The sequence below is a fragment of the Nostocoides sp. genome, assembly GCF_037045025.1.
In the GTDB taxonomy this organism is placed as follows: Bacteria; Actinomycetota; Actinomycetes; order Actinomycetales; family Dermatophilaceae; genus Nostocoides_A.
Window position 1 is genome coordinate 335,894 of sequence record NZ_JBAOHM010000013.1, and the last position, 25,618, is coordinate 361,511.

The 25,618-nt window shown below is 68.3% G+C and carries 24 protein-coding genes, 2 tRNA genes and 1 pseudogene; 18 read left to right on the forward strand and 9 right to left on the reverse strand.

The genetic code is table 11. The features are described 5' to 3' along the window. Positions 1–5 precede the first annotated feature (5 nt). Genes V9G19_RS17445 through pepN form a run of 3 tightly spaced genes read right to left on the reverse strand, consistent with a single transcriptional unit; the run spans position 6 to position 3,819 of the window. Positions 6–392: a globin gene (locus V9G19_RS17445; protein WP_462286691.1), complete on the reverse strand. Its 387-nt coding sequence runs from the start codon at positions 390–392 to the stop codon at positions 6–8. Beyond that, a complete protein-coding gene (locus tag V9G19_RS17450; protein ID WP_462286692.1) occupies positions 389–1,273 on the reverse strand; it encodes a mechanosensitive ion channel family protein in 885 nt (294 codons plus the stop codon). Before V9G19_RS17450 ends, V9G19_RS17445 begins: the two co-directional genes overlap by 4 nt. Continuing rightward, positions 1,270–3,819 (reverse strand): aminopeptidase N, encoded by a 2,550-nt coding sequence (pepN, locus tag V9G19_RS17455; protein WP_462286693.1) that lies wholly within the window; start codon positions 3,817–3,819, stop codon positions 1,270–1,272. Before pepN ends, V9G19_RS17450 begins: the two co-directional genes overlap by 4 nt. Positions 3,820–3,935: 116 nt before the next feature. Between pepN and V9G19_RS17460 the strand changes: the two genes are divergently transcribed. The 7 genes from V9G19_RS17460 (at position 3,936) to trmB (ending at position 10,332) form a co-directional block, all read left to right on the forward strand. Then, positions 3,936–4,574, forward strand: a complete 639-nt coding sequence (locus V9G19_RS17460; RefSeq protein ID WP_462286694.1) for a mycothiol-dependent nitroreductase Rv2466c family protein — start codon at positions 3,936–3,938, stop codon at positions 4,572–4,574. Position 4,575: 1 nt separating this feature from the next. Beyond that, positions 4,576–5,049 (forward strand): ribose-5-phosphate isomerase, encoded by a 474-nt coding sequence (locus V9G19_RS17465; RefSeq protein ID WP_462286695.1) that lies wholly within the window; start codon positions 4,576–4,578, stop codon positions 5,047–5,049. Positions 5,050–5,083: 34 nt separating this feature from the next. Next, positions 5,084–6,166: a PP2C family protein-serine/threonine phosphatase gene (locus V9G19_RS17470; RefSeq protein ID WP_462286696.1), complete on the forward strand. Its 1,083-nt coding sequence runs from the start codon at positions 5,084–5,086 to the stop codon at positions 6,164–6,166. A 94-nt stretch (positions 6,167–6,260) separates the two neighbouring features. Next, the gene (locus tag V9G19_RS17475) at positions 6,261–7,718 is read left to right on the forward strand and encodes an FAD-binding oxidoreductase (protein ID WP_462286697.1); all 1,458 of its coding nucleotides are present in this window, start codon (positions 6,261–6,263) and stop codon (positions 7,716–7,718) included. 120 nt (positions 7,719–7,838) lie between these two features. Next, complete coding sequence (locus V9G19_RS17480; protein ID WP_462286698.1) at positions 7,839–8,585, forward strand: hypothetical protein; 747 nt, start codon at positions 7,839–7,841, stop codon at positions 8,583–8,585. A gap of 184 nt (positions 8,586–8,769) precedes the next feature. Further along, positions 8,770–9,510, forward strand: a complete 741-nt coding sequence (locus V9G19_RS17485; protein ID WP_462286699.1) for a hypothetical protein — start codon at positions 8,770–8,772, stop codon at positions 9,508–9,510. Between the two features lie 108 nt (positions 9,511–9,618). Next, positions 9,619–10,332, forward strand: a complete 714-nt coding sequence (gene trmB, locus V9G19_RS17490; protein WP_462286700.1) for a tRNA (guanine(46)-N(7))-methyltransferase TrmB — start codon at positions 9,619–9,621, stop codon at positions 10,330–10,332. On the opposite strand, the gene V9G19_RS17495 is transcribed toward trmB, so the two are convergent. Beyond that, positions 10,310–10,492, reverse strand: coding sequence for a hypothetical protein (locus tag V9G19_RS17495; protein ID WP_462286701.1), 183 nt, complete (start codon positions 10,490–10,492; stop codon positions 10,310–10,312). The genes trmB and V9G19_RS17495 overlap by 23 nt on opposite strands. A 70-nt stretch (positions 10,493–10,562) precedes the next feature. On the opposite strand from V9G19_RS17495, the gene V9G19_RS17500 reads away from it, so the two are divergent. Together V9G19_RS17500 and V9G19_RS17505 are read left to right on the forward strand one after the other, a co-directional pair. Continuing rightward, positions 10,563–10,766, forward strand: coding sequence for a hypothetical protein (locus V9G19_RS17500; protein WP_462286702.1), 204 nt, complete (start codon positions 10,563–10,565; stop codon positions 10,764–10,766). A 15-nt stretch (positions 10,767–10,781) separates the two neighbouring features. Then, entirely contained in the window at positions 10,782–11,027 is a 246-nt protein-coding gene (locus V9G19_RS17505; RefSeq protein ID WP_462286703.1) for a hypothetical protein, read from the forward strand. Positions 11,028–11,331: 304 nt separating this feature from the next. Here the strand turns inward: V9G19_RS17505 and V9G19_RS17510 are convergent. Further along, positions 11,332–11,405, reverse strand: a tRNA-Pro gene (locus V9G19_RS17510). 94 nt (positions 11,406–11,499) lie between these two features. On the opposite strand from V9G19_RS17510, the gene V9G19_RS17515 reads away from it, so the two are divergent. The 6 genes and pseudogenes from V9G19_RS17515 to V9G19_RS17540 all read left to right on the forward strand — a co-directional run bounded on the left by V9G19_RS17515 (position 11,500) and on the right by V9G19_RS17540 (position 16,174). After that, a tRNA-Gly gene (locus V9G19_RS17515) sits at positions 11,500–11,570 on the forward strand. Between the two features lie 46 nt (positions 11,571–11,616). Continuing rightward, entirely contained in the window at positions 11,617–13,032 is a 1,416-nt protein-coding gene (gene tig / locus V9G19_RS17520; protein WP_462286704.1) for a trigger factor, read from the forward strand. A 78-nt stretch (positions 13,033–13,110) separates the two neighbouring features. After that, entirely contained in the window at positions 13,111–13,500 is a 390-nt protein-coding gene (locus V9G19_RS17525; RefSeq protein WP_462286705.1) for a hypothetical protein, read from the forward strand. A 46-nt stretch (positions 13,501–13,546) separates the two neighbouring features. Next, positions 13,547–14,818: pseudogene (locus V9G19_RS17530) on the forward strand (MFS transporter); the annotation flags it as partial. A gap of 49 nt (positions 14,819–14,867) precedes the next feature. Then, positions 14,868–15,485, forward strand: a complete 618-nt coding sequence (locus V9G19_RS17535; RefSeq protein WP_462286706.1) for an ATP-dependent Clp protease proteolytic subunit — start codon at positions 14,868–14,870, stop codon at positions 15,483–15,485. A gap of 29 nt (positions 15,486–15,514) precedes the next feature. Next, positions 15,515–16,174, forward strand: coding sequence for an ATP-dependent Clp protease proteolytic subunit (locus V9G19_RS17540; RefSeq protein ID WP_462286707.1), 660 nt, complete (start codon positions 15,515–15,517; stop codon positions 16,172–16,174). Positions 16,175–16,195: 21 nt separating this feature from the next. Here the strand turns inward: V9G19_RS17540 and V9G19_RS17545 are convergent, their stop codons facing one another. Further along, complete coding sequence (locus V9G19_RS17545; RefSeq protein WP_462286708.1) at positions 16,196–16,750, reverse strand: hypothetical protein; 555 nt, start codon at positions 16,748–16,750, stop codon at positions 16,196–16,198. Positions 16,751–16,761: 11 nt separating this feature from the next. After that, a complete protein-coding gene (locus tag V9G19_RS17550) occupies positions 16,762–17,694 on the reverse strand; it encodes a DNA-3-methyladenine glycosylase family protein (protein WP_462286709.1) in 933 nt (310 codons plus the stop codon). Positions 17,695–17,754: 60 nt separating this feature from the next. On the opposite strand from V9G19_RS17550, the gene V9G19_RS17555 reads away from it, so the two are divergent. The 3 genes from V9G19_RS17555 (at position 17,755) to V9G19_RS17565 (ending at position 19,875) form a co-directional block, all read left to right on the forward strand. Next, entirely contained in the window at positions 17,755–18,723 is a 969-nt protein-coding gene (locus V9G19_RS17555; protein WP_462286710.1) for a helix-turn-helix transcriptional regulator, read from the forward strand. A 107-nt stretch (positions 18,724–18,830) separates the two neighbouring features. After that, a complete protein-coding gene (locus tag V9G19_RS17560; protein ID WP_462286711.1) occupies positions 18,831–19,028 on the forward strand; it encodes a hypothetical protein in 198 nt (65 codons plus the stop codon). Positions 19,029–19,038: 10 nt separating this feature from the next. Next, complete coding sequence (locus V9G19_RS17565) at positions 19,039–19,875, forward strand: uracil-DNA glycosylase (RefSeq protein WP_462286712.1); 837 nt, start codon at positions 19,039–19,041, stop codon at positions 19,873–19,875. A 12-nt stretch (positions 19,876–19,887) separates the two neighbouring features. Here the strand turns inward: V9G19_RS17565 and V9G19_RS17570 are convergent, their stop codons facing one another. Further along, on the reverse strand, positions 19,888–23,157 hold the full coding sequence (locus tag V9G19_RS17570; protein ID WP_462286713.1) for a DEAD/DEAH box helicase: 3,270 nt from the start codon (positions 23,155–23,157) through the stop codon (positions 19,888–19,890). An 88-nt stretch (positions 23,158–23,245) separates the two neighbouring features. Beyond that, entirely contained in the window at positions 23,246–25,465 is a 2,220-nt protein-coding gene (locus V9G19_RS17575; protein ID WP_462286714.1) for an HNH endonuclease signature motif containing protein, read from the reverse strand. Between the last annotated feature and the right edge of the window lie 153 nt (positions 25,466–25,618).

Genomic DNA, 25,618 nt, shown 5'->3' on the forward strand with positions numbered 1-25,618 from the left:
CCCGGTCAGCTGCCCGCGTCGAGGGAGTTCACCAGGGAGTGCGCGGCGCGGGTGAGGTAGTCGCGCAAGACGGCATCGTGGGCGGCATCGAGGCCGAGCCCATCCACGGCGGCGAGCATGTGGGTCAGCCAGCGGTCGCGCTGGCCGGGCGTGACGGCATACGGCAGATGACGCATCCGCAGCCGCGGGTGTCCGCGCTGCTCCGAATAGGTCGTCGGGCCACCCCAATATTGCTCGAGGAACATCCGTAGCCGAACCGCCGCCGGCCCGAGATCCTCCTCCGGATAGAGCGCGCGCAGCGCCGGATCCTCGGCGACCCCGGCATAGAAGGCGTCGACGAGCCGGACGAAGGTGTCGTGTCCGCCGATCTCGTCGTAGAAGGTGCTCGTCATGGGGTTGCTCCCTGGTCCGGAGGAAAGGCGAGGCGGGGGCCGGGGATGCCGGCGAGGTCAAGCGCATCCTTGGCCCGCCGGCGCAGCTCGCGCTGGATGTCGAATTCGGCTCCGGCCGTGCACTTGACGAGAATCCGCAGCGTCAGGGTTGCCCCGAGGATGGACTCCACACCCAGCACCTGTGGGGGTTCAACGAGCTGGGCGGACCACTGCGGATCGGCGGCGAATGCCGTGGCACTCTCGGCCAGGACACGCAGCGCGTCGTCCACATCGGCGTCGTAGGCAATCGGCAGGTCGACATAGGCGGTGGCCCAGCCCTGGCTCTTGTTGCCGATCCGCAGGATCTCACCGTTGCGGACATACCAGGTGACGCCATTGGCATCGCGCACGGTGGTCACCCGCAAGGTGACATCGACGACCGTCCCGATCGCCTCACCGGTATCGATGACATCCCCGACGCCGTATTGGTCTTCCATGATCATGAATATCCCGGAGAGGAAGTCCTTGACCAGGCTCTGCGCGCCGAAGCCGAGAGCGACGCCGCCGACGCCCGCGGAGGCGAGCAGCGGGGCGAGCGGAATGTCCAGCAGCGACATGACGGTCAGTCCAGCGATCAGGGACACAACGAGCGTGACCGTGCTGCGCAGCAGGGTGCCGAGCGTGGCGAGGCGTTGCCGGTGCCGCTCCCGGGACCAGCCGGTGGCATGGGCCAGGACCCGCTCGGCCCGGTTGCGGTCGGCGTCGCCCCGGGAGATCGCCAGATCGACCGCGCGGCGGATGACCCGATGGAGCAGCCACCGCAGGGCCACCGCCAGCAGGATCGTCGCGAGGATCCGGATCGGGACGCCCTGGAACCACTCCCAGGTCTCGGCGCGGCTCACAGTGCGGCGGCGTCCCGAGCCTGAACCCGCAGCGCCCGGGCAACCGCGTCCCGGTTCTCCGAAACGACGCGCCGCAACGCGGGCGGGGCGTCGGGGTGGGAGTTCAACCAGCCGTTGGTGGCATCGAGCAAGGGCTGGTCGGCCAGGGGTGCGGGGTAGAAGCCGTTGATCTCACCGGCGATCGCGTGTGTCCTGGTGTCCCAGACATCCATGATCGCGTCGTGGAACTTGCCGACATACGGTGCCAGGAGCGCGGGGTCACCGACCCGGGTGAAGCCGGTGGCCAGCGCCAGGATCACCGAGTTCGGCGTGTCCGGGTTGTCGACGCCTTCGGCCCACGCGGCGGCCTTGGCCGCGGCGGTTGGCCGACTAGCCAGCGCGAGGGCGGCCCGCTCCCGGCCCGTAGCGGTATTGTCACGCGCGACCTCGGCGTCGATGGCGTCCTGCGCGGCCACCCCTGCGGCCGCCAAGGCGGTCAGGAGCGTCCAGCGCATGTCGGTGTCGACGCCCAGACCGGGCAGGCTTACCGCGCCACTCAACAACTCGCTGACGTATGCCGTGTCGTCGCCTGCCTGGAGCAGGCTCGCGTAGCCGGTGATCAGCTGCAGCTGCGCGTCGCTGCCCGGCGGCGCGGTCTCGGCCAGCTCGCGCAGCCGAGCGAGCACGATCTGGCGCACCTGCGGCCGGCGAGGCTGGGCGAGGTAGAACGTCACACAGGTGTGCAGCTGCGCGAGCAACGTGCGTAGCAGCGCCGAGTCGTCTTCTTCGGCAAGCGCACTGAGCGCGTAGGTGACGTAGTCACTCGCCGCCATCTCCGCGTCGCGGGTCATATCCCACACCGAGGCGAGGACCAGGGAGTGCGGCAGGGTGTCGGTGAATCCGCGCGGGTGGGCCAGGGCGCTGCCGAGGGAGATGGGGTCGAGGCGGATCTTGGCGTAGGCGAGGTCGTCGTCGTTGGCGAGGATCAGGGCGGGTCGCGCCTTTCCGATCAGTTGCGGCAACTGCGTGAGGGCCCCGTCGACGTCGACCTCGAACTTCTCGGATCGAACGAAGTGGTCCTCGTCGAGGTCGAAAAGACCGATGCGCAGCCGGTGGGGTCGCAGCTGGTCGTCGCCCAAGGCGCAGGTTTGCTCGATCGCCGCGGTGGCGATCAAGCCGCGGTCGTCGGACTCGATGACCGGACGCAGAGTGTTGACGCCGGAAGTCTCGAGCCACATGCGCGCCCACGAACTCAGGTCTCGGCCCGAGGCGAGCGTCAGCTCGGAAAGCAGGTCGGGGAAGGTGGTGTTTCCCCACGCGTACTTGGCGAAATAGGTGCGCAGGCCGGCAACGAATGCGTCCTGGCCAACATAAGCGACGAGCTGTTTCAACACCGAGGCGCCCTTGGCGTACGTGATGCCGTCAAAGTTGACTTCGACGTCGTGGAGATCGTTGATCGGGGCTACGACTGGATGGGTCGAGCTGAGCTGATCCTGGCGATAGGCCCAGGCCTTCTCATGGGTGCAGAAGGTTGTCCACGCGGACGTCCACGGCGTCGCGTCCGTCTGGCAGGTGGTCGAGGCCCACTCGGCGAACGACTCGTTGAGCCACAGGTCGTCCCACCACTTCATCGTGACCAGATTGCCGAACCACATGTGCGCGAGTTCGTGCAGGACGATCAGGCTGCGCCGCTCGACCAGGGCGTCCGGAACCTTGCCGCGGAAGACGTACTTCTCGTTGACCGTCACGCAGCCGACGTTCTCCATCGCGCCCATGTTGTATTCGGGTGTGAACAGCTGATCGTATTTGGCAAATGGGTAGGGGCAGTCGAACATCTCCTCGAAGAATGCGAACCCTGCCTTGGTGCAGGTCAGTATTTCGTCGGCGTCGAGATAGGGCGTTAGCGAGCGGCGGCAGAAGACGCCCAACGGGATGACACCAGCACGGGTGCTCACCTCGTCACGGACCACGTCATACGGCCCGGCCACGAGCGCGGTGACATAGCTGGAGATCCTCGGCGTCGGGGGGAAGCGCCACACCGAGGCGTCCGCGGAGGCGGGTTCGGGCACCGGAGTGGGCGTGCAGGAGATGACCTGCCAGTGAGACGGGCCCGTGATGGTGAACGTGAACTCGGCCTTGAGGTCGGGTTGCTCGAAGACGGCAAAAACTCGCCTGCTGTCCGGAACCTCGAACTGGGTATAGAGGTAGGTTTCGTTGTCCACGGGGTCGACGAAACGGTGCAGGCCCTCCCCGGTATTCATGTAGGCGCATTCGGCTTCGATCCGCACCTCGTTTTCCGTGGCCAGGCCGGGAAGCCGCACCCGCGCGCCGGTGAAGTGGGTCGCCGGGTCCACGGCCGTTCCGTTCAGCGTGATGGCCGTCACCGACGGAGCGATCAGGTCGATGAAGGTCTCCGTGCCGGGCGCGGAACAGGAAAATCGCACTGTGGACACGCTGGTGAAGGTGGGCCCGACCGACGTCAGATCGAGGTCGATAGCGTAGGAAGCGACCGCAAGGACGTCGGCGCGGGCAGCCGTGTCCGCGCGGGTCAAATTGGTCCCTGGCACCTGATTCCACTCCTTGATTCCATTGCCCCGCAGCTGACGCTCGCTGGCCGGATGAACCGGCCAACCCATCCTGCCACGCGGCTTTCGGGTGGTGGAGATGATGGCAGAATTGGCCCATGTCCTCCGCCGTGGCAGCCGACACTCGCGCTCGAGCCGAGATGTGGTTCGACCCCATCTGTCCCTGGGCCTGGATGACCTCCCGGTGGTTGATGGCCGTTGAGCAGGTGCGGCCCGTCGATGTCACCTGGTCGGTGATGAGCCTGTCGGTCCTCAACGAGGGTCGCGACGGACTCGATCCGGACTACCGCGCCAAGATGGCTCGTGCGTGGGGCCCGGTCCGGGTCATCATCGCCGCCACGACCACGCATGGGGAAGCGGTGATCAAGCCGCTCTATGACGCGATGGGCACCCGCATCCATCACGAGGGCAACCAGGACTATCCGGCGGTGATCGAGGCCGCCCTGGCCGAGGTCGGATTGCCCCCCGATCTGGCCGCGGCAGCGACGGTCACCGACCATGACGAGGCCCTGCGGGCCTCGCATCAGCGGGCGATCGACCTCGTCGGTGACGACGTCGGCACGCCGGTCATCGCCGTCGAGGGGGTCGCCTTCTTCGGCCCGGTCGTCTCCCCGGCCCCGCAGGGCGACGCCGCCGGCCAACTATGGGATGGCTGCGTCCTGGTCGCCGGCACCGACGGCTTCTTCGAGCTGAAACGGTCGCGCAACCGCGAGCCGATCTTCACCCAGGAGGCATGACATGCGCGTTCACATCGGCGGCGACCACGCGGCATACGAGATGCACGGCGAGTTGATCGTTTTCCTCGAAGCCGAGGGGCACGAGGTGGTCAACCACGGGCCCTTCCGGTATGACGCTGAGGACGACTACCCCGTCTTCGTCTTGCGCGCCGCTGAGGCCGTGGCCGCTGACCCCGGGTCGCTGGGCATCGTGCTCGGCGGATCCGGCAATGGTGAGCAAATCGCCGCCAACAAGGTGGCTGGCATCCGAGCGGCGCTGTGCTACAACGACGAGCTGGTCAGCCTTGCCCGGCAACACAACAACGCGCAGGTCATCTCGATTGGGGCCCGGATGAATACCATCGCCCAGGCCAAGTCGATGGTCGCGACGTTTCTGGAGACGGCCTTTTCCGACGAGGCCCGGCACGCTCGCCGGATCGGCCTGTTGAGCGCTTATGAGTCGGACGGCACCTTGCCCGATCTGCCCGCGGACTGATGTGGTCGTGTCGGGGATGGCCGATGCTGCCCGAGTGCGGCAGCAAGGGGCGCGGTGGCGGCACGAATGGCGCCGCTTCCTCGGCGCCGGGTTATCGGTGCGGGCGCGGCTGTATCTTGTCCTGCTCGCGGTCACGGTCGCCGGCGCGGGCTATCTGAGCTTCCCCGACCACTTCCCACGCAGCGTCTTTGTTCCGTGCGTGCTGCTTGCCGGGCTGTTCTTGCCCCCCGGGCCGCTCTTGGTCAGTTTCGGTTATGTCTGGTGCTTCTTGACCGTCGGCACTCTCGTCGATGCCGCGACCCGCGGCCAGGCGCTCGTCTCCTTCTTGGTGGTCAGCTTCGGTATGGCCGTGATGTACCTCCTGTCCTCCTCGCGCGCTGCCTTGGGGTTGAGCGGGTTCAGCGGCGATCGGATGCTCGCCGATTTGCGGGCGCGCCAACGCGCGCTCGCCCAGCTGCCGCCGCTGCCGGAAGGCTGGCGCGCCGAGTGCCAGATTGCGGGCGCCTATGGCGATTCGTTCTCCGGCGACTTCTTGCTCTGCTCCCCGGGACGGGACGGCCACGAGATCGAGGTCGTGCTCGTCGATGTGAGCGGCCAGGGATCCCGCGCAGGCACCCGGTCGTTGATGTTGTCCAGCGCGTTGAGTGGCCTGCTCGGCCAGGTCGCCAGCGATCGTTTCCTTGCGGCCGCCAACTCCTTTCTCGTCAGGGAGCGGTGGCGCGAGGGTTTCGCGACCGCCGTTCATGTGGCCCTTGACCTGCGCACCGGCCGCTTTGTGATCGGCTCGGCAGGGCATCCACCCGCCATTCATTACAAGGCCGAGACCGGGCGCTGGGAGGCGGTCCTTTCACGTCCCGGTCCGGTGCTCGGTGTCATGGCGGACATGGAATTCCCCCAAACGATCCGCGAACTCGCGCCCGGCGACGCGCTGTTGCTTTACACCGACGGCGTCATCGAGAGCCGCACCAATCAGCTCGCCGACGGCATCGACTGGATGCTTGGGACCATCGAGCACATGGGCGGGGCCGGTTTCCCGGGCGTTGCGAGCACCCTCGTGGGTGATGCCCAAGGTGGCCTGGGCGACGACCGGGCCGTGCTGCTCATCTGGCGGGAGTGAGCGCACCGCGACCAAACTGGCCAGTTTGTTGACAGCTTTTCGGGGGCGTCCCGAATTCCTGGCGCGCTGTGGTTGCGTCGAGTAGCTTGCCAGCATGAGCACCCTCGATCGACGGCTTCTTCTGACCGGCGGGATCGGTTCCACCACCTTGGCCTGGGCGGCACCGACCGCCATCGCGGGCGTCCGCCCCGCCGGTCCGCCGGCATCTGCCTGGCGAGCGCTGGACGCCCAAATGGCGGGCAGCGTCGTGTTGCCCAGCAGCAGCAACTTCGCCACCGCCAAGCAGCTTTACAACCCGCGCTGGGACTCGCTGAGCCCGCTCGCGGTGGTTCGCCCGCTCAACCGCAACGACGTCGTGAAAGCCATGCAGTTCGCCGACAGCAATGACCTGATCGTCGCGCCGCGATCGGGCGGCCACTGCTATATCGGCAGCTCGTCCGGAAATGCCGTCATGGCGCTTGATGTGCGCGGCCTGAAGTCGGTCACGCTCAACGCCAGCAAGACCCAGGCAACGATCGGCGCCGGGACCGGCCTCTACAACGCCCACGTCGCGCTGAACAAGGGCAAGCGGACCATCCCGACCGGGACGTGTCCGACGGTCGGGGCGGCCGGCCTGACCCTGGGCGGTGGCCTCGGCCCGGAGTCACGCGGGCATGGCACGACCAGCGACCGACTCGTCTCGGCGACCTGTGTCCTCGTCGACGGCTCCCTCGTGACCGCCTCCGCGAGCCAAAACGCCGACCTGTTCTGGAGCCTGCGCGGTGGTGGCGGGGCGCAAGGAGCCGTCGTGACCGACCTGGTCTATGAGACGCACCCGACGACCCGGCTGGGCCAATTCTCACTGAGCTACCCGGCCTCGGCCGCCGAGGATGTCCTGCTCGCCTGGGCCGAGTTCTTCGCCAGCTGCCCACGCTCGACCAAGGCCAATGTCGCGATCAACAGCAAGCCGGACAAGAGCGGCTTTATGGTGTTGGTGCACGGCGTCACCGCCCCGGGGGCGCAGGATTCCCAGTGCGACGAGCTGCACGCCCTCGTGGGTGTGCCGTCCATCAAACGGAGCACCACCGAAGACACCTACATGAACACCGTCTTGGAGATCGCCAACGGCGACCCCACGCCACCGCGACGCGACTTCACCGCCGGGAGCGATGTCATCAAGACCATGACGTCGTCGGTCGCGCAGGCGATCACCGCGATTGCGTCCGAGGGCATCTCGCGCCGGGTCGGCTTCCAGTCCCTGATCGGGCCGCTCACCGGCGCGATCCAAGACCCCAGCGCCACTGCCACGGCCTTCCCCTACCGCAGCCACGCCGCGCTGATCCAGTGGTTCTGCCCATTGCCGACCAACAACACGGCGGCCTACAACGCCGCTCGCGGCTGGATCGGCTACGCGCACACCCGGTTGGGCTCCCTCAGTGCGGGCGCATTCATCAACTACGTCGAGCCGGGCCGTCCGGTGGGCAAGTACTTCGGGCCCAACCTGGCCCGCCTGCGCACGGTCAAGCAGCACTATGACCCGCAAGACCGGCTGAAAGGGTCGGTCACGTACTGACCAGGAGCCTGTCGCGCGGGTCAATTTTCCCATTCCCGGGACAAATGGACGCCCTCCTGGTGTGCTGGCTGCGTGGCCCGGTGTGGAAGGGCACCGGACAGGACTCCGGAAGGGGAGATCATGCAGCGCAGGAAATTCATCACGGGTGCGGCGGCGGCAATCGCGCTGGCGGGAGCGCCGATGCTCGCGACCGCGGGCGGTGCGCACGCCGTCGACACCGACAAGGCGGCCGGCTGGTCGAGCAGTTTCAACTCCAACTCCAGGGGCTGGAGCAGCGTCCGCGGGAGCTGGTATCGCTCGGCAGGCAAATGGCGGGCCGACGGCCAGCCCGGCTACTTCCTCTCGACCAAGCACACCGGTGTCTGGGAGAACTTCGTCTACCAGGCCAAGGTCAAACGCGACGGCAATGGCGGTGGCACCTGGGCGAACGCTCTGATCGTCCGAGCAAACCCCGGGAATCTGCGCTACGACTACCGCTGGCTGCCCGGCTACTACTTCCAATTCACCAACACCGGCTATTTCTCGGTCTGGTATATGGACGCCTCCGGCGGTGACGCAGCGGTCAAGGACTGGACTTACTCCAGCGTCGTCGAGAACGCGTACTGGAAGAACATGAAGGTAGTGGCCAACGACGGCTACCTGTCGTTCTCCATCAACGGCTATTCCCTGTGGTCCGGCTACGACTACCGCCTGTCCTACGGCAAGGTGGGCGTCGGCTTCTACACCGCGTCCGGCTACTGGGGGAAGTTGCAGATTGACCAGTCGAGCCTGCAGACCCTACCCGGCCGCGCGAAAGTCACGCCCGACCCGTCCGCGCCAATCGGCGCGACTGTCCCTGGTGGAACGATCCTGCGATCGCCGAAGTAGTCTGCAGCCCAACGCATGTGGTCCCGGCACTCGTGCCCGAGTGCCGGGACCGCATGGTGCCCCGAAAGATTGGGTGCGTTATTGACAAAAGGTGGACGAATTGCCAAAACTGCTGGTATCCGTCGCATTGTCCCTGGTGTGATTTGAGCACGGCCAAATGGGCCGAGAGGAAGGAGATCCAGGGATGAAAGCACGCAAGATGGTCACCGGGACGGTGGCGGCGTTCGCCCTCCTGGCGGCACCGGCAGCAATCAGCACGACCGGAGCTCAGGCCGCCGACACCGATCGGGCGGCAGGCTGGTCCAGCAGCTTCAACTACAACCACAATGGCTGGTCGGTGGTCAGCGGATCCTGGTATCACGACGCCGGCCGGTATTGGCGTTCTGAGGGTCGCCCGGACGCCTGGAACTCGGTTCGGCACGTGAACACCTACCGCAACTTCGTCTTCCAGAGCACCTTCAAGCGCGAGGGCAACGGCGGCGGCTACTACAACAACTCGCTCATCGTCCGTGGCCGCGTCAACCGGGACGGCGACGACAACTGGGGTCCGGCCTACTTCTTCTCGTTTGCCAACAACGGTTACTTCTCGGTCTGGAAGGAATACGGCGACGGGTCCTATGACCCCGTCCAGGACTGGACCTACTCCTCGGCCATCGACGACCTGATCTGGAAGAAGCTCAAGGTCACCGCGGTCGGCAACCGGATGACATTCTCGATCAACGGCCGCCAGGTCTGGTCCGGTTACGACTACTCGTTCACCGCGGGCCAGGTGGGCATCGGGTTCTACAGTGCTGCCGGCTACTGGAGCACCATGCGGATCGATTCGGCCAACCTGCAGACCCTGGCCGGCAAGGTCGCCGACGACCCGGCAGCCGATGTCGGCAAGACCGTGCGCGGAGGCTCGCCGACGGTGGCGCCGCACTGATCGGGGCCGCCTGACCACGGCCGGGCCGGTGCACCAGGTGCGCCGGCCCGGCTCGTTTTGCCGGGACCCCAGGGCGGCTGCAGGGTGCGGGATGATTCCCTTGACGCTATGCCGCCCGCATCCGCTGCGCGCGAGGGGCACCCGCCGCGCCCAATCCGCAGCTACACCCCGCGCTATCGCACCTCGGCCCTGACCCGCTCGCGGATGGAGCGCCTCTTGCCGAGGTATGGCGTCGGCCACCTACCCATCGACCCGCAGGCGCTATTCGACCGTCGGGCGGCCCTTGTCCTGGAGATCGGGGCGGGCCACGGCGCAGCGGCAATTGCCTATGCGGCCGCGCATCCGCAGGAGGACGTCCTCGTCGCCGAGGTGCATGTGCCCGGCGTCGTACGCATGCTGGCCGCTGCCGAAAATGCAGCGGTGGGGAACATTCGAGTTTATGTCGGCGACGCGGTCGACCTGCTCGGCGGCCTGCCGCCGGCGAGCGTCAGCCGGGTGCACCTGCTCTTTCCGGACCCGTGGCCTAAGCGGCGACACCAGAAGCGCCGCTTCGTGCAACGGCATACGCTCGCGGCGATCCGGCGCCTCTTGGTTCCCGGCGGGGTGCTGCTCGTGGCGACCGACCACCCCGTGTATGCCGCCCACGTGCTGGCCCAATTTGCTGGCTGCCAGGGCTTCGCAGTCGGCGAGGTTCGGCGACCAGAGTGGAAACCGCTCGACGGATTCGAGGCTAAGGGCCTAGCCGCCGGGCGAACTCCGATCTATCTCGAGGCCCGCAGTCGGCCAGACCTCGGCGCGGTCAGTGGCGACGCGGGCGCATAACAACCAGCGCCAACCAGCCCAGGCCACCGAGAGCGACCGCCACGAACGTCTTCTTGAGCAGGTCCCAGTCGGCGTTGGCGCCGAAGAGGCCGCTGGTGATCGAGGCGACCTTCTCGGCGACACCCGGGGCCTCACCCGGCGGCGTCGTCGACGTCGCCACCGCACCGGCGCCGTCACTGGAGTCATCCGAGCTTTGACCCGGCCATTCGGGCGTCTCGGTCGCCGTCCAGTTGGGCAGCGCCGAACTGGAGCTGGTGTTCGGCGCGGTCGTGCTCGTCGGCCGAGACGTCGTGGTCGAGTTCGGCCGCGTCGTCGTGGTGTTCGGCCGCGTCGTCGTGGTGGGTGGCGGTGTGGTCGTGGTGGGTGGCGGAGTGGTCGTGGTGGGTGGATCGCTGGTGGTGGGTGGTTCCGACGTCGTCGGCGGTGACGAATAGGTCGGCGGTTCCGAGGTGGAGGGCGGTTCCGAGGTGGAGGGCGGCTCCGACGTCGATGGCGGCTCGGAGGTTGACGGCGGCTCGGAGGTGGACGGCGGCTCGGAGGTGGACGGCGGCTCCGACGTCGAGGGCGGTTCAGAGGTGGACGGCGGTTCAGAGGTGGACGGCGGCTCAGAGGTGGACGGCGGCTCCGAGGTGGACGGCGGCTCCGAGGTGGACGGCGGCTCCGACGTCGTATCCGTGCCCGGGGGGGAGGTGTAGGTCGTCGAGGAGTCCGTGCTGGACTCGGCGAAAGCGGCGGTCGCGGCGACACCAGATGTCGCTGCGGCACCCGCCGCGATGCTGGGCACGATCGCCCCGGCCGTCACGGCGCCCATGACGAGAAGCGGCAGGCCAGCACCGACAACGCGCCTGGAGCGAATTCCACGTTTCATGCGGGTGTCCTCGGATGGATGAGACGATCGGCGGAAAACACGGCAACCCGCCGGGCCAGCTGGTCCCCCGCCAGGAGTGTCACTCTACCAGGGGCGAGCCGAGGCCGACGGCGGGCTTGCGCGCCAACCTGTCGGGGTAGCCGGATTCGAACCGGCGGCCTTCCGCTCCCAAAGCGGACGCGCTACCAAGCTGCGCCATACCCCGTATGCCTGCCGTTCACGCCCCGGCGGCGATTTCGGAGCGGTCACGGCGGGCAGTAGGCTACCGCTTGCTCCACGCCGCTTTGGCACGGGAGTTTGCGGGTGTAGCTCAATGGTAGAGCCCCAGTCTTCCAAACTGGCTACGCGAGTTCGATTCTCGTCACCCGCTCTGTGTGTGCCCGTCCTGTCCCTATCCCGATTGTGGAGTGCCTGTTGTGAAGAGTGCCGTCGAGACCCTCGCCCCGACCCGAGTCAAGGTGACCGTCGAGGTTCCCTACGCGGAGCTCAAGCCGAGCGTAGACTCGGCGATCAAGGCCATCGGGTCACAGATCTCCGTCCCCGGCTTCCGCCACGGCAAGGTGCCGGCACGCATCATCGAGCAGCGGGTCGGCCGAGGCGCGGTGCTCCAGGAGGCGATCAACGAGGCCCTGCCCGGGTTCTTCGGCCAGGCCGTTGATGACAACAACTTGCGGCCGATCGGCCAGCCCGAGGTGGAGATCACCCAGGTGCCGATGGAGGACGACCAGGAGTTGGCCTTCACGGCCGAGGTCGACGTGCGGCCCGAGATCACGCTGCCGGACCTCGATGCGATCGCGGTCAGCGTGGACGACATCGAGGTCACCGAGGAGGACGTCCAGGAGCAGCTCGATACGCTTCGGGCCCGGTTCGGGACCCTCGTGACCGTCGAGCGCGAAGCGGCGATGGGGGACTTCGTCACGATTGACCTGTCTGCCACGATCGGCGAGGAGGAGATCGACTCGGTCACCGGTATCTCGTATGAGATCGGCTCGGGGAACATGCTCCCCGGGATGGACGACGCCCTGATCGGGCTCGCCGCCGGCTCGTCGACGACCTTCACTGCCCCGCTGGCCGGCGGTGACCACCAGGGTGAGGACGCCGAGTGCACGGTGACCGTGCAGGCGGTCAAGGAGCGCGAGCTGCCGGAACTCGACGACGACTTCGCCGCGCTCGCCTCGGAGTTTGACACGCTGGCGGAGCTGCGCGCCAACGTGACCCACGGGGTCGAGCAAGGCAAGCGCTTCGCGCAGGGCGTTCAGGCCCGCGACCGCATCCTTGATCACCTGCTCGAGTCGCTCGACGTGCCGCTGCCGGAAGGCATCATCGACGCCGAGGTCAACAGCCACCTCGAGGGCGAAGACCGGCTCGAGGACGACGAGCACCGCGCCGAGGTAGACGCCAACACCCGGCGCTCGCTCAAAACGCAGTTCATCCTCGATGCCCTGGTCGAGCAGGAAGAGGTCGACGTCAGCCAGGAGGAGTTCGTCGAATACCTGATGATGCAGGCTCAGCAGTTCCGGATGGATCCGGGCGAACTGGCGAAGGCGTTGGACTCCAACGGGCAGGTCCCTGCCATGGTGGTGGAGGTGGCCCGCCGCAAGGCGCTGGCCGCGGTCTTGGATCGGGCGACGATCACCGATGCCTCCGGCAATGCCGTCGACCTCAATCTCCTCGTCGAGGAGGAGGGCGACGGCGACGAGGAGGCCGCGAGCGCCGAGGATTCCACCGCGCAAGAGCCAATCGAGCAGGCCGCCGTGGCGGAGGACTCCGGCGAGGAGGCCCCAGTGGCAGAGGACTCCGCCGCCGAGGTGCGTGCCGAGCCGACCGCCTGACGCCCAGGGGGGTACTGGCCGACATTTCCGCGGGCGCTAGCGCACCCGCGTGGCGGGTGAGCGGCATACAGTCGCGGGGTGACTTCGATCTCGGATCAGGACAAGGACATTATCCGTCGCGCCACCTTTGGTGCCATCGCGCTCGTGTCGAAGGCCGACCCGGGCTTCTTCGCGACCTTCAAGGAATCCATGGCGGGCTCCAAGGCGCTGGCCGCGGCGCCGCAGAACATCCGGGAGTTGCTCAAGGGCGGGCTGGTGGCCCCGCCGAGCGGCGGGGAAGGCGGCATCGAGCAGGCGATCCTTGCCGACATCAGGGCCGCCAAGTCGGCGCTAGCGAGCGACCCGGCGGCGTTGCAGGGCTGGATCGGCGTCGTCGAATCGGCGATGCAGCAGGTCGCCGAGGCGTCCAAGGGCGTCGCCCCCGCCGAGCAACAGATGATCGATATGATCCGGGCCGCGCTCGCCTAGCCCGGCGCGGCGGCGGCCCCGACCGCTCCGGCGCCCAGTCCGCAGGACAGCTAAGCCACAAGAGGCGTCCTTCGCCGACAATCCCGGGGTGGATCGCGCTCGACTGCACACCGCTCGCAATGGTGTGTATGCCGTATTCACGCTCACCGGAGTCGCCTTCGCGTCCTGGGCCAGCCGCATACCCGACATCAAGGCCGAGCTTGACCTGAGCGCCGGGGAACTCGGGCTGACGCTCCTGGTCGGCTCGCTCGGCTCGATGCTCGGGATGCCGGTCGCCGGTCGGCTGGCCCACCGCTTCGGCGCCGCGCGCACGTGCGCGGTCACGCTGCTCGTCATCGCGTGCGGCCTGGTCATAGCCGGTTTGGGCACCGACGTGGCGGGGGCCGCTGGGGTGGTTGGATTCGGCCTGTTCGTGCTCACCTTCGGTCTGGGCGTGTGCGATGTCGCGATGAACCTCGAGGGCGCCAGCGTTGAGCGACTCCTCGGCCACTCGATCATGCCCCGGTTCCACGCGGCATTCAGCGGGGGAACCGTGGCGGCCGCGCTGGTCGGGGCCGGCATGGCTGCGGTGAACGTGCCGGTTTGGGCGCACCTGCTCGGCACCGCGGCACTCATCGTGGCCAGCGCGTGGCCGGCGACGCGGGCCTACCTCCCGCGCACGATCCAGGACGCCGAGCCGTCCGGCGAGCCGCGGGTGAGCGCGCCCGGCCGATCCGCGTGGACCGAGCCGCGGACGCTGCTCATCGGCTTGGTGACCTTGGTTGCCGCCTTCACCGAGGGCACGGCCAACGACTGGATGAGCGTCGCCTTCGTCGAGGGGCACGAGCTGCCGCGCTGGGCCGGCGTGCTGGGCTTCGCCGCCTTCCTCGCCGCGATGACCATCGGCCGGATCTTCGGCACCCGGCTACTCGATACTTACGGTCGCGTTCCGGTGCTGCGCGTGCTCTTTGTCCTCGCCGGAGTCGGCAGTCTGCTCGTGGTCTTTGGCAACCCGGCTGCCGCCTATGCCGGGACCGCGCTGTGGGGGCTGGGCGCCTCGCTGGGCTTTCCCACCGGGATGAGCGCCGCAGCCGACGAATCAGGCCGGGCGCATGCGAGGGTCTCGGTCGTCGCGACGATCGGCTATCTCGCCTTCCTCGTCGGGCCGCCGGTGCTCGGCTTCCTCGGCGACCACGTCGGGGTGTTGCGGGCAATGCTCGCCGTGGGCGCGATGCTTGTTCCGGCATTGCTCGCGCTGCCGGCCATGCGAGAGCCGCGCCTTGCGCTCACGGCGAACAACGACGAAACCGGGGACTACCCTCATGAGGCCGGGCGTTAGGGTCACCATGACCACCCCGCACAAGAGCAGTGTCAGGACGGAGAACGGCGTGACCACCAGCCCCACCGCGGCTTCCCAAACTGGGCAGTTCGGGCTCGACGACCACATCTATCAGCGGCTGCTCAAGGAACGCATCATCTTCCTCGGCTCCGATGTGCGCGACGACAACGCCAACGCCATCTGCGCTCAGATGCTGCTCCTGGCCGCCGAGGATCCCAAGTCCGATATTTGGCTCTACATCAACAGTCCCGGTGGCTCGGTGACCGCCGGCATGGCGATCTTCGACACGATGAACTGGATCCCCAACGACGTTGCGACCGTCGCCATGGGCATGGCCGCCTCGATGGGCCAGTTCCTCTTGTCTGCCGGCACCAAGGGCAAGCGTTATGCCACGCCCCACGCCCGCGTGATGATGCACCAGCCCTCCGGCGGCATCGGCGGCACCGCCTCCGACATCAAGATCCAGGCCGAGCAGATGCTGTTCATCAAGAAGCAGATGGCCGAACTCATCGCCCAGCACACCGGCCAGAGCCTGGAGCAGATCGAGAAGGACTCCGACCGCGACCGGTGGTTCACCGCCGAGGAGGCCAAGGAATACGGCTTCGTCGACCACGTCTTCACCCGGGCCGAGGACGCCGGCGCCGACGACAACCCGGTCACCGACTGAACGCGGCATACGGAGAATCGAGAACAGACATGAACAACGTTGGTATGACCGCGGGTGGCTTTCACGTGCCCGGCCCCAGCTCGCGATACATCCTCCCGCAATTCGAGGAGCGCACCTCCTATGGGATGAAGCGCCTCGACCCCTACACCAAGCTCTTCGAGGACCGCATCATCTTCCTCGGGGTGCAGGTCGACGACGCTTCCGCCGACGACATCATCGCCCAGCTGATCGTGCTCGAGTCCCAGGACCCCGACCGCGACATCCTGATGTACATCAACAGCCCCGGTGGCTCGTTCACGGCGATGACGGCGATCTACGACACGATGCAATACATCCGCCCGGATGTGCAGACCTTCGTGATCGGCCAGGCCGCCTCCGCTGCCGCGGTGCTGCTCTCGGCCGGTGCGCCCGGCAAGCGGTTTGCCCTGCCGAACGCGCGGGTGCTCATCCACCAGCCGGCGCTCATGGGCGGCGACTACGGCCAGGCCTCCGACCTGGAGATCCAGGCTAACGAGGTGCTGCGGATGCGCGAATGGCTCGAGGAGACCTGGGCCAAGCACTCCGGCCGCACCGTCGACCAGGTCCGCAGCGACATCGAGCGCGACAAGATCCTGTCCGCCTCGGAGGCCAAGGAATACGGTCTGATCGACGAGGTTCTCGCCTCCCGCAAGGCCTCGTTCGAAGACTGAGCCTGCTGTCGACGGTTGAGATCAGGCCTCGCCCGAGGGCGGCCCGCCGTCCACAACCGAAGCCGGGTGCCAGCTGACCGGCTCACCGGGCGCCAGGGTCACGCGCAGGGCCGCGGTGCGCTCGTAGGCGATAGCGATATCCACCTCGTAGGTGCCCGGGTCGACCCGGCGTTCGAGGGCGTGCTCGCCATCGGCGTCGATGACGTCCCGCTCGGTGAACAGCGCCGGGCAGTCGGCCCTGGCGTCGCTGGCCGATAACGGCCGCAGCGCAGCGTCGGGACGAGCGCGGGCAACGAGATTGTCGATTTTGTCCTTGGCGCAGAATGGATTCGAGGGATTCTCGCAGTATTCACCGATCCGCCGAATTCGCCAGTCGTCACCGAGCCGGACGAGTTCATATTCGCGGAACTTCGGCCCGACGCTGGCCTTGACCGTGGTCTGGACGAGGACGCCGTCCTCCTCCTCGAGGACCGCGGTCAGGCTCTCCCGGCCCGGGTCGTAGTCCGGCTCCCCGCCTGGAAAGCGCGGACCCGGCCCTCGGGTGTCGATTCGGTCATGCCCCGAGAGTAATGTCAATGGCCAGATCCCTAGGCCAGCGGCGTCGGCACGCGATCGCCCACGGCCCGGGCGAGGAAGGTCATCCACATCCGGTAGGGCCGCCACGCGTCCGCCCGCGCAGTGAACGCGTCATCGCTCATCGGTTCTGTTGCGCCGCAAAGGCGTTCCAGCGCGCTGCGGCTACGTGGCTCGATCAGGGCAAGGACATTGGGGAGGCCGAGGGAGCGATAGGCGATGAGGGCGCTGTAGAACGGCCCGATCCCCGGCAGCCGCTGCACCTCCTCGCGGATCTCCTCCGTCTCCATCGCCAACAGCCGGGCCGGGTTGAGGAGTCCGTCCAGCGCGGCCGCGGCGATCGCGTGCAGCCGCGGAATCGACGCGTCCGGGAGGCTTTGCAGTTCCGTCACTGTCGCCAGCTTGCTCGGTGTTGGGAATGCCCAGACCTGCTTGCCCGCGAGGTCGTATGCGGTGCCCACCCGCTCCGAGAGTCGTTGCCGCAGAACGCGTCCCTGGGCTGCGGAGCGTCGGGCGCTGAGAATCGACCAGGCTGCTGCCTCGTAGGGGGAGTAGAACTGCGGCGGGCGCAGGCCGGCGGCGGCGGCATGCAGTGCTCCCGCCACGGGGTCGCGCTCGGCCAGCTCGGCGAATCCGACGCCGTCGACGTGCACGGACAGGACGCGCGCGGTCTGGGCCGCCACGGCCTCGTGGTCGGCCGCGCTGGTGATCGTCAGCCGGAGGATCTCGCCCTCCTGGCGGACCTCGACTCCGGCTGTGTGCTCGTGAGTGCCGTCGACGGTGAACGCCAGGCGCATGACATCGTCCCAGTCCTTTTCGGCCCGGTGGCCGAAACCGACCAGTGCCGTGCGGCGCAGCGAAAACGGTCCCTGGGTCGACAGGATGAGCGTGGATGTGGTCTCGGCGGAGGTGGGGCAACGTGGCGTGCCGGTGGTGATCGTGGTCATGCAACCAGTCTCCGGTCTAAAGTGATCATGCACTGATCACTTTCGCTGAGAGAATGTGCCATGCGCGCTGACCGTCTCGTTGCTGCCCTCCTGGTCCTGCAGGCGCGCGGACGGGTGACCGCTGCCGAACTTGCCGACGAGCTCGAGGTGTCGGTGGCCACCGCCCGTCGCGACCTGGAGGCGCTGTCGATGGCCGGCATACCGGTCTATCCGCAGTCTGGACGTGGGGGCGGGTGGCAGCTCGTCGGTGGCGCTCGCACCGACTTGAGTGGGTTGAATGCGGATGAGGCGCAGGCTCTTTTCCTCCTTCTCGGCCCGACCCGAGGCGCGCATCCCCAGGTTCGGTCGGCGCTGCGGAAGCTGCTGCGGGCGCTGCCGGAGAGCTTCCGCAATCAGGCCGAGGCAGCCGCCGACGCGGTGGTCGTCGACCCGGCGGGGTGGGGCGATCGGAGCCGGCCGGCCACGGCATACCTCGCTGCGTTGCAGAAGGCCGTGGTCGGTCGGCACCGGGTCGAGCTGACCTATGCCGGGCGCGGCGGCATGCCCTCGACGCGGCGGATCGACCCCTGGGGACTGGTCGTCAAGAACGATGCGTGGTATCTCGTCGCCGGGACCGATGCCGGGCGCCGCACCTTCCGGCTGGACCGGATCGGTGGCGCGGTTTTGCTCGACGAGCCGGCCGAGCGCCCCGCGGACCTCGATTTGGAGCAGGTCTGGGCCGAGGTCGTCGGGGAGGTCGAAGAGCGCCGCGGCGATCTGGTCGCCGAACTCCAGGTCCGGGCGGGGGGCGTCGGTATGCTGCGCCGCACGTTCGGTCGGCACGCCGAGATCGGCGACCCGGTCGACACGGAGTGGGTCGGCGCGCGCGTCGCCGGAGCCAATGCCGATGTGCTCGCTCGGCGGTTAGCGTCCTTTGGCGGCGCGGTGCGGGTGATCGCGCCGCCCACGGTTCGGGCGCGGTTGGCCGAGATCGGGGCCGAGATCCTTGCCGTGCACACCGTCGAGGCCAGCGACCGAGCGGATCGGTGACGTCCCATTCTGCGGACTCTCGGGTTGCGAGTGCCGAGGCGACTGGCAAGACTGCGGCGTGAACCCGCGCCGGCAGGGGCCGCGGGCCGGCAGCAGAGGGGCTCGCCGTGAGCACAGACGCTCGTCGTTTCGTGGTTGGTGGGGCCGCCGTCGTCTATGGCCTGGGAGTGGCCTTCGGCGGCAGCCTAGGTGGTGAAGAGAGCGGCTTCTGGAAGGCCTGGCTGATGGTCGGCGCATTCGTCATTCTCGCGCTCTGGCTGGTGCTCATGGTCATTCCGTGGGTAGCTGCTCGCGCTGCGCGCTGACTCCTCGGCGATGGTGTCCGGTCAGCTCCCGCATCCGCTGACCGGGCAGCTGTTCGCCTCGCCGGTTCCGCCGGGCACGGGCTGGCCGGGGGATCTCGCGACCGCGTCGACCCCGGTCGCCCGGACGCCCGCCGAGGTCGGCGCGCGCGTGGAGTCGGCCGCCGGTCTGGACGCTCTCGATGCACTGGTTTCGGTATGCCGCGCCTGTCCTCGCTTGGTCGCCTGGCGGGAGCAGGTCGCCCGGACCGGCAAACGGGCGGCCTTCGCCGGTGAACCCTATTGGGGCCGGCCGGCACCGAGCTTCGGTGATCCCGACCCGGCCGTCGTCATCGTCGGCCTGGCTCCGGCCGCGCACGGCGCCAACCGGACCGGGCGGGTCTTCACCGGGGATCGCAGTGGCGATTGGCTGTATGCCGCGCTGCACCGCGTCGGCCTCGCCTCCCAGGCCGATAGCCGCGGCGCGGGTGACGGGCTGGTGCTGCGCGGGGTGCGGATCACCGCGGCGGTGCATTGCGCCCCGCCGGCCAACAAGCCGACCCCGGCCGAGCGGCATACCTGCGCTCCGTGGCTGGATCGAGAACTGCAGCTGGTCACCGACGTGCGCGTGCTGCTCGCGCTCGGCTCGATCGGCTGGGAGGCCGCGCTCGCGGCGGCGAGGCGGCTCGGCTGGGGCGTGCCACGGCCCAAGCCCCGTTTCGGGCACGGCGCCGAGGCTATCCTCGAGCGCCCGAGCGGTCACGTGGTTTTGCTCGGGTGCTATCACGTCAGCCAACAAAACACCTTTACCGGCAAGCTCACCGCGGCCATGCTCGATGACGTGCTCCGCCGCGCGGCGAGCCTCGGTTAGTCGTCGTGCGGCTCAGTCGGGTTCGAGGAGGGCCCGGATGTCGTCGGCGGTGATCTGTCCGGACATCGATCCGCCCTCGTCGACGACTCGCTGGAAGAGGTCGCGCTTGCGCTGCTGCAGGGCGACGACCTTCTCCTCGATCGTGTCCGCCGAGATCAGCCGATAGACCATGACCATCTTGTCCTGGCCGATGCGGTGGGCCCGGTCGATGGCCTGAGCCTCCGCGGCGGGGTTCCACCACGGATCGAGGACATAGACATAGTCCGCCTCGGTCAAGGTCAGCCCGACGCCACCGGCCTTGAGGCTGATCAGGAAGGCGGTGGCGTCGCCTTCCTTGAAGGCCGAGATGACGCTGGCCCGGTTGCGGGTGGCGCCGTCGAGGTATTCGGTGGTGATGCCGGCCTCGGTCAGGTGATCCTGGACGATCTTGAGGAAGGACGTGAACTGGCTGAAGACCAACGCCCGGTGCCCCTCGGCCCGCAGCTCGCCGAGGTGCTCGATCAACGTCTCCACCTTGGCCGGCACCTGATTTCCGGGCCGGTCGGGATCGACCAGTCGCGGGTCGAGGGCAAGCTGTCGCAACCGGGTCAGTGAGGCCAGGATCGCCACCCGGTTGGCGACCGGGTCGTCGAGCAGACCGAGCACGCGCTGGCGCTCACGCTGCAGGTGCTGGTCATAGAGGCGGCGGTGCGGCGCGGACAACTCGACCGCAAGGCTCTGCTCCTGCTTCTCTGGCAGATCGGTGGCGACCATCGCCTTCGTCCGGCGCAGCATCAGCGGCTTGATCCGGCGACGCAGCCGCTCCAAGGTCTCGGGGGACTCGCCGGACTCGATCGGGCGGCGATAGAACTCGGTGAACTTGTCGGCCCGCGGATAGAGGCCCGGCGCGACGAGTGCCAGCAACGACCACAGGTCCATCAGGGAGTTCTCGAGCGGGGTGCCGGTCATCGCCAGGCGGAAGGGGGCCCGGATGCGGCGCAGGACGTGGTGGGTTTTGGCGTTGTGGTTCTTGACGAACTGGGCTTCGTCGACGATCAGCCCACGCCAGTCGACCAGCTCGAAATCGTCGCCGTCGATGCGGGCGACGGCAAAGGAGGTGACGACGAGGTGGGCGCCGGCGACGACCTCGTCCAGGGGTATGCCGCGGCGGCGGCCGGTCTCGCCAAGGACGACGACGCGCAGTTCGGGGGCGAACCGGGCGGCCTCGCTGGCCCACACACCGAGCATGCTGGTCGGGGCCACGACGAGCACGGGATCGGTGAGTTCGCCTGCGGCCCGGGCCTGTTCGAGCAGGGCGAGGGTTTGCACGGTCTTGCCGAGACCCATGTCGTCGGCGAGGATCCCGCCGAGGTCGGCACTCCACAGCGAGCTGAGCCAGTGGAATCCTTCGCGCTGATACGGGCGCAGCGTGGCGTGTAGTCCCTCGGGATCGGGCGGTGGTGCGGCATCGGCGAGCCGGCGCAGATGCTCAACGCTGCGGGTCCAGGCGGCGCTGTCGATCGTGGCGACGCCGAGGTCGGCGAGCTCGTCCCAAAGGCTGAGGTGATAGCGGGACAACCGCATCGGTCCACCCGGCTCGGCGAGCTCGCGGGCTTCGGCGATCAGCTGACGCAGGCTGTCCAGGGCGGGATCGTCGAGGCGGAACCACACCCCAGAGTCGAGGATCATCGCATCGTCGCCCGCCGCGAGCGCGCGAAAGAGCGGCTCGAAGGGCACCTCCTCGCCGCCGACGCTGATCGTGATCGCCAGGTCGAACCAGTCGGTGTGGCCCTCGCGGGAGTCGGTCAGGCCGACGTCGACCAGTGGCGTGTCAAGGGCCTGCTCGTAGGTGATCAGCTCGTCGTCGAAGGTGATGTGGATGTCGGCCTCGAGTTCGAGATCGGGAAGCACTTCATCGACGAAGCGGACCGCGCTCATCCCGGACAGGACGACCCGCGCCGCTAGGCTCCAGAAGGGCGCGTATCCGGTGCCCTGTCGGGTGCGGGCGCCGGGCAGACCGTCGAGGACGTCGAGGCTGGCGAGCAGGGACTGCTCGGCGGCGCGGCTGCGGGGGAGGGGACCGGACTCTTGGGTCAGCAACGCGCCGGAGGGGGCGGCATACGCAAAATCGAGGTGCGCCTCGATCAGGGTGGGCGCGGGTTGGGTCAGCCGGATCCGCAACACCGGCCTCGGCTGCTCGGGGATGCTGACGCTGCCGTCGCGCGAGGTCACCCGGGCGACGTCGCGCAGGCGCGGCAGATAGAGGTTGACGAAGCGGTCGGCATCGGCGGCGGGCACCCGCAGCTGACGCTCGTTGGTGAGCAGCTCGGTCAGGCGGGGATCGAGTTCCTTATCGAGCGGAACGAGCAGCAGCCCGCCGCCGGTGTTGACGGCGAAGCCGTGGGGCGGATCGCCGAGGACGCTCATACCGTGAACGGGGCCGAGGTCGGTGTCGGCGTCAAGGCCGCAGACGAGCAGGATGTCCTGGTTCTCGTAGGTGACATCGAGGACCACCTGGACCGGGTCGTCGGACAGGCGCACCTCGCCGTGGAGGTTGGGTCCCGGCAGGAGCTCGACGCCGGCGTCGACGGCCTGGCGCAAGAGCGGCCACACGCGGGAGCCGAGGGCTCCGAGATAGACGTCGGTCGCGGTATAGAAGTAGCCGTCGCGCCCGCCGGTGATGCGGTGCAGGTCGTGAATGGCGCGCATCGCCGCCAGCTGGCGTTTGTGGAGCGGGACGCGCGGGGTGGCCATTTCGCTCCACGTGAAGTTGCGCGCCCACCCGTTCTTGGTGCGTCGAGTCGGGCGCACGGCGATGCGCGGGGGCCCCATCAGCGTGCGGTAGTTGGCCGCAACCGGCAGCGGATCGATGACCAGCCCGAGCCCGGGGGCGTTGTCGACCGGCTCGGGGGCATCGGCGATCAGCGGCGCCAGCGTGCGCTCCCAATCGGCGATGCCGGATCGGGCGCCGACCATGGCGCGGAAGTCGGCGCGGGCGCGCAGCAGCACGGCGACGGTGTGCTTGCAGTCGACCTGCATGGGGCAGCTGCAGCGGGACGTCCACTTCGGCGGCGCGCTGCCGCGCGGGTTGGTGAGCGTGATGAGCGTCTGATAGGGGCGGGCGGCATTGCCCTCCACCTCGGCGAGCAACATCCGTCCCTGATCGGCCGTCGTCAAGGAGCGCACCATCCCCGCCTCGGCGTATGCCCGCCCACGCGCCCACGTCGGCCCGCCGACGTGCTGCTGGATGTGCTCATCGCTCAGCTCACCCAGCCAGCTGGCCGAGGTGAGCGGGCTGTTCATCCGCCCAACGTATCCCGCCGCGCCGACAACCCGGAAACCGTGCTGTTGATCCTCGCCGCGGCGGCCTGCGCCCGATGGTTTCGGTGGCTCAAAATGGGGGTTGGTCGTTATCGAGGTCGTCATCGAGGGCCGCTTCGGGTTTGGGCTCATCGGCGCCGGGTGCCGCGGTGAACTCCAGCGGGCGGCCCGTCGTTTGGCCGTCCGCGTGGTCGTTCGCGGGGCTGCCCGCCGGGCCGTTCGCGGGGTCCATCGGGAGCTGGCTCGGTCCGGTCCGTGGGTGGCTTCGGTCGTCGTTTGTCGGGTCGCGTCGGTCATCGTTTGTCGGGTCGCGTCGGTCGTCGCTCGTCGGGTCGCGTCGGTGGTCGCGGCCTCGCTCACGGTGTTGGTGTCGGCATTGTTCGGCCCGTTTGAAGTCGTCGGGGCTGGCGACGGGAAGGACGAGTCGAGTAAGCCGGTCGATGGGAGCGCTGGTGCGGGTGGTGCCGGTGGGGTCGGTCCAAGACATGGTGGCGTCGAAGTGGAGGGTCGTGTGCCAGCCGGGGAGTTGTTTGATCCGGTGGTGGCGTCGGCACAGGCAGGCGAGATTGCCAGCGGCGGTGGGGCCGTTGGGCCAGGGGAGGGTGTGGTCGAGATCGCCGTAGCGGGCGCTGATCGAGCAGCCCGGGAAGCGGCAGCGGCCGTCTCGGGCGATGATGTGGTCGGTCAGCGCCCGGCCGGGCCGGTAGCCGGCGCGCGCGAGGCTGTCGTTGAGGTCGAGTAAGGCTCCGGTGTCAGGGTGGCAGGCCTGATGAACGGGTTCGCCGCCGGCGGCGCGGACGCGGGCGAGGAGGTCATCGAGCCAGGCCCGACTGGCCAGCCAGGGGGTGGTGATGCCGCTGCTGGTGACCTCGATCAGGTCTTCTGGCGACGCCAAGGGTGAGGACTGGGCCGTGCTGGCGCTCTGGCTGACCGGTGCGGTCCGCTTCGTTGATGTGGTCGGCGCGGTGCCAAGTGGCGAGTGGGCAGAACTCTCGGCCGCCGGGGGTGCTGGGGCTGCGGGGGTATCAGGCTCGCGACCGGCTGGTCTCGATTGCTGGGGCTTGGGCGGCGCCGCGTCGCTCGCGGGATCGCCTCCGCCGCCGGCACCGGTGTCGCCGTCGCTTTCGTTGCCTGCGTGGCCGCTGTCGCCGTCTCCGTTGCTGTCGCCGTCGCCGTTGCTGTCGCCGTCTCCCTCCCCGTGGCTGTCGTCGCCGTCTCCGTTGCTGTCGCCGTCGCCGTTGCTGTCGCCGTCTCCCTCCCCGTGGCTGTCGTCGCCGTCTCCGTAGCTGTCGCCGTCGCCGTGGCTGTCGTCGCCGTTGCTGTCGCCGTCGCCGTCTCCGTTGCTGCCGCCGTCTCCGCCGTCTCCGGCCGAGTCGGTGTCGGTGGTGAGGGCGTCGTGGGGGACAGTGATCGTCATGGTGGCGGTGATGGTGGCATTGCCGGTGATCAGGTCGAGGAGGGCTTTGCCGCGGGCATGGGTGATCGTGGGGCAATCGTCGTCCTCGGCCAGGTATTGGCGAGCCAGGGCGTCAATCGCGGCCCAGGCGGTGACGGCGTCTTCGCACGGGAAGCGGCCGTGCCATTCCTCGATTCCGGGCTCGACGCTCCCCCACCGTTCCAGCCCGGTGCGGGCGCGGGCCCGCTCGGCCCGTTGGCGCAGGCCCTCGGGGTGGATCAAGGCGAGCAGGTGGCGGGTGCGTCGCCGCAGTTGCGGACCGGTCTCGGTGTCCAGGTAGCCCTCCAGGGCGGCGATCACGGTCGCGGCGATCTCGGCCGGGGTCTCGGATAGCTCGAAAATGATCACCCGCGCCTTGTAGTCATCGATCCGCCCGTCGGCCATCGCGGCGTGCAGGGCGCCGTATCCGCCGCGGCCACCTGACCGGTCCTCGTCCTCGGTGTCGGCGGCGTCGGTCTCGGTGCACAGGTCGAGGGCCTGGTCGAGTCGAGTGGAGGCGTGGCGGGAACCGATGCGGAGCCGCTGCATCAAGAAGGAGGATGCGGCCAGGTCCTCAAACCCGAGGCGATGTGCGACCTCGATCACGCTGCCATCGCGGCTTGCGACCAGCTCGATCGCGGCCATCCGGGTGATCGCCGCGTTCTGTGCGGCGGTCACGATATTGAGGATCTCCTGACACCCCGCGACCAGCTCGGCCCACTCGGCCTGCGACAACAGCCCCGCAGGACGCTGCGCAGCCAGGACCAGGTCATCGGCGCGAGCCCGCGTGGCGGCAGCGGCCACTGTCGCCGATGGTGTCGCGCCCCCATGCATCTGCTTCTTCTCCTGGGTCAAACAACAACTCTGACCCTCCCCCCAATAGACACAATAACAGAACAGGAATCGGACCACAAGTCATGCAGTCAAATTTCTTAATCCTTTGCGGTCGCCTACTCGAAGAGTCGTGAGGTAGGCGTTAGTACTACAGCCGCATTTATTTGTGGTTGA

Bases quoted from the DNA above. Each gene is read 5' to 3' on its own strand.
- V9G19_RS17540 (WP_462286707.1), top strand. From the start codon at position 15,515: ATGAACAACGTTGGTATGACCGCGGGTGGCTTTCACGTGCCCGGCCCC.
- trmB (WP_462286700.1), top strand. From the start codon at position 9,619: ATGCCGCCCGCATCCGCTGCGCGCGAGGGGCACCCGCCGCGCCCAATC.
- V9G19_RS17465 (WP_462286695.1), top strand. From the start codon at position 4,576: ATGCGCGTTCACATCGGCGGCGACCACGCGGCATACGAGATGCACGGC.
- V9G19_RS17555 (WP_462286710.1), top strand. From the start codon at position 17,755: ATGCGCGCTGACCGTCTCGTTGCTGCCCTCCTGGTCCTGCAGGCGCGC.
- V9G19_RS17480 (WP_462286698.1), top strand. From the start codon at position 7,839: ATGCAGCGCAGGAAATTCATCACGGGTGCGGCGGCGGCAATCGCGCTG.
- V9G19_RS17485 (WP_462286699.1), top strand. From the start codon at position 8,770: ATGAAAGCACGCAAGATGGTCACCGGGACGGTGGCGGCGTTCGCCCTC.
- V9G19_RS17475 (WP_462286697.1), top strand. From the start codon at position 6,261: ATGAGCACCCTCGATCGACGGCTTCTTCTGACCGGCGGGATCGGTTCC.
- V9G19_RS17445 (WP_462286691.1), bottom strand. From the start codon at position 392: ATGACGAGCACCTTCTACGACGAGATCGGCGGACACGACACCTTCGTC.
- V9G19_RS17565 (WP_462286712.1), top strand. From the start codon at position 19,039: ATGGTGTCCGGTCAGCTCCCGCATCCGCTGACCGGGCAGCTGTTCGCC.
- V9G19_RS17570 (WP_462286713.1), bottom strand. From the start codon at position 23,157: ATGAACAGCCCGCTCACCTCGGCCAGCTGGCTGGGTGAGCTGAGCGAT.
- V9G19_RS17550 (WP_462286709.1), bottom strand. From the start codon at position 17,694: ATGACCACGATCACCACCGGCACGCCACGTTGCCCCACCTCCGCCGAG.
- V9G19_RS17460 (WP_462286694.1), top strand. From the start codon at position 3,936: ATGTCCTCCGCCGTGGCAGCCGACACTCGCGCTCGAGCCGAGATGTGG.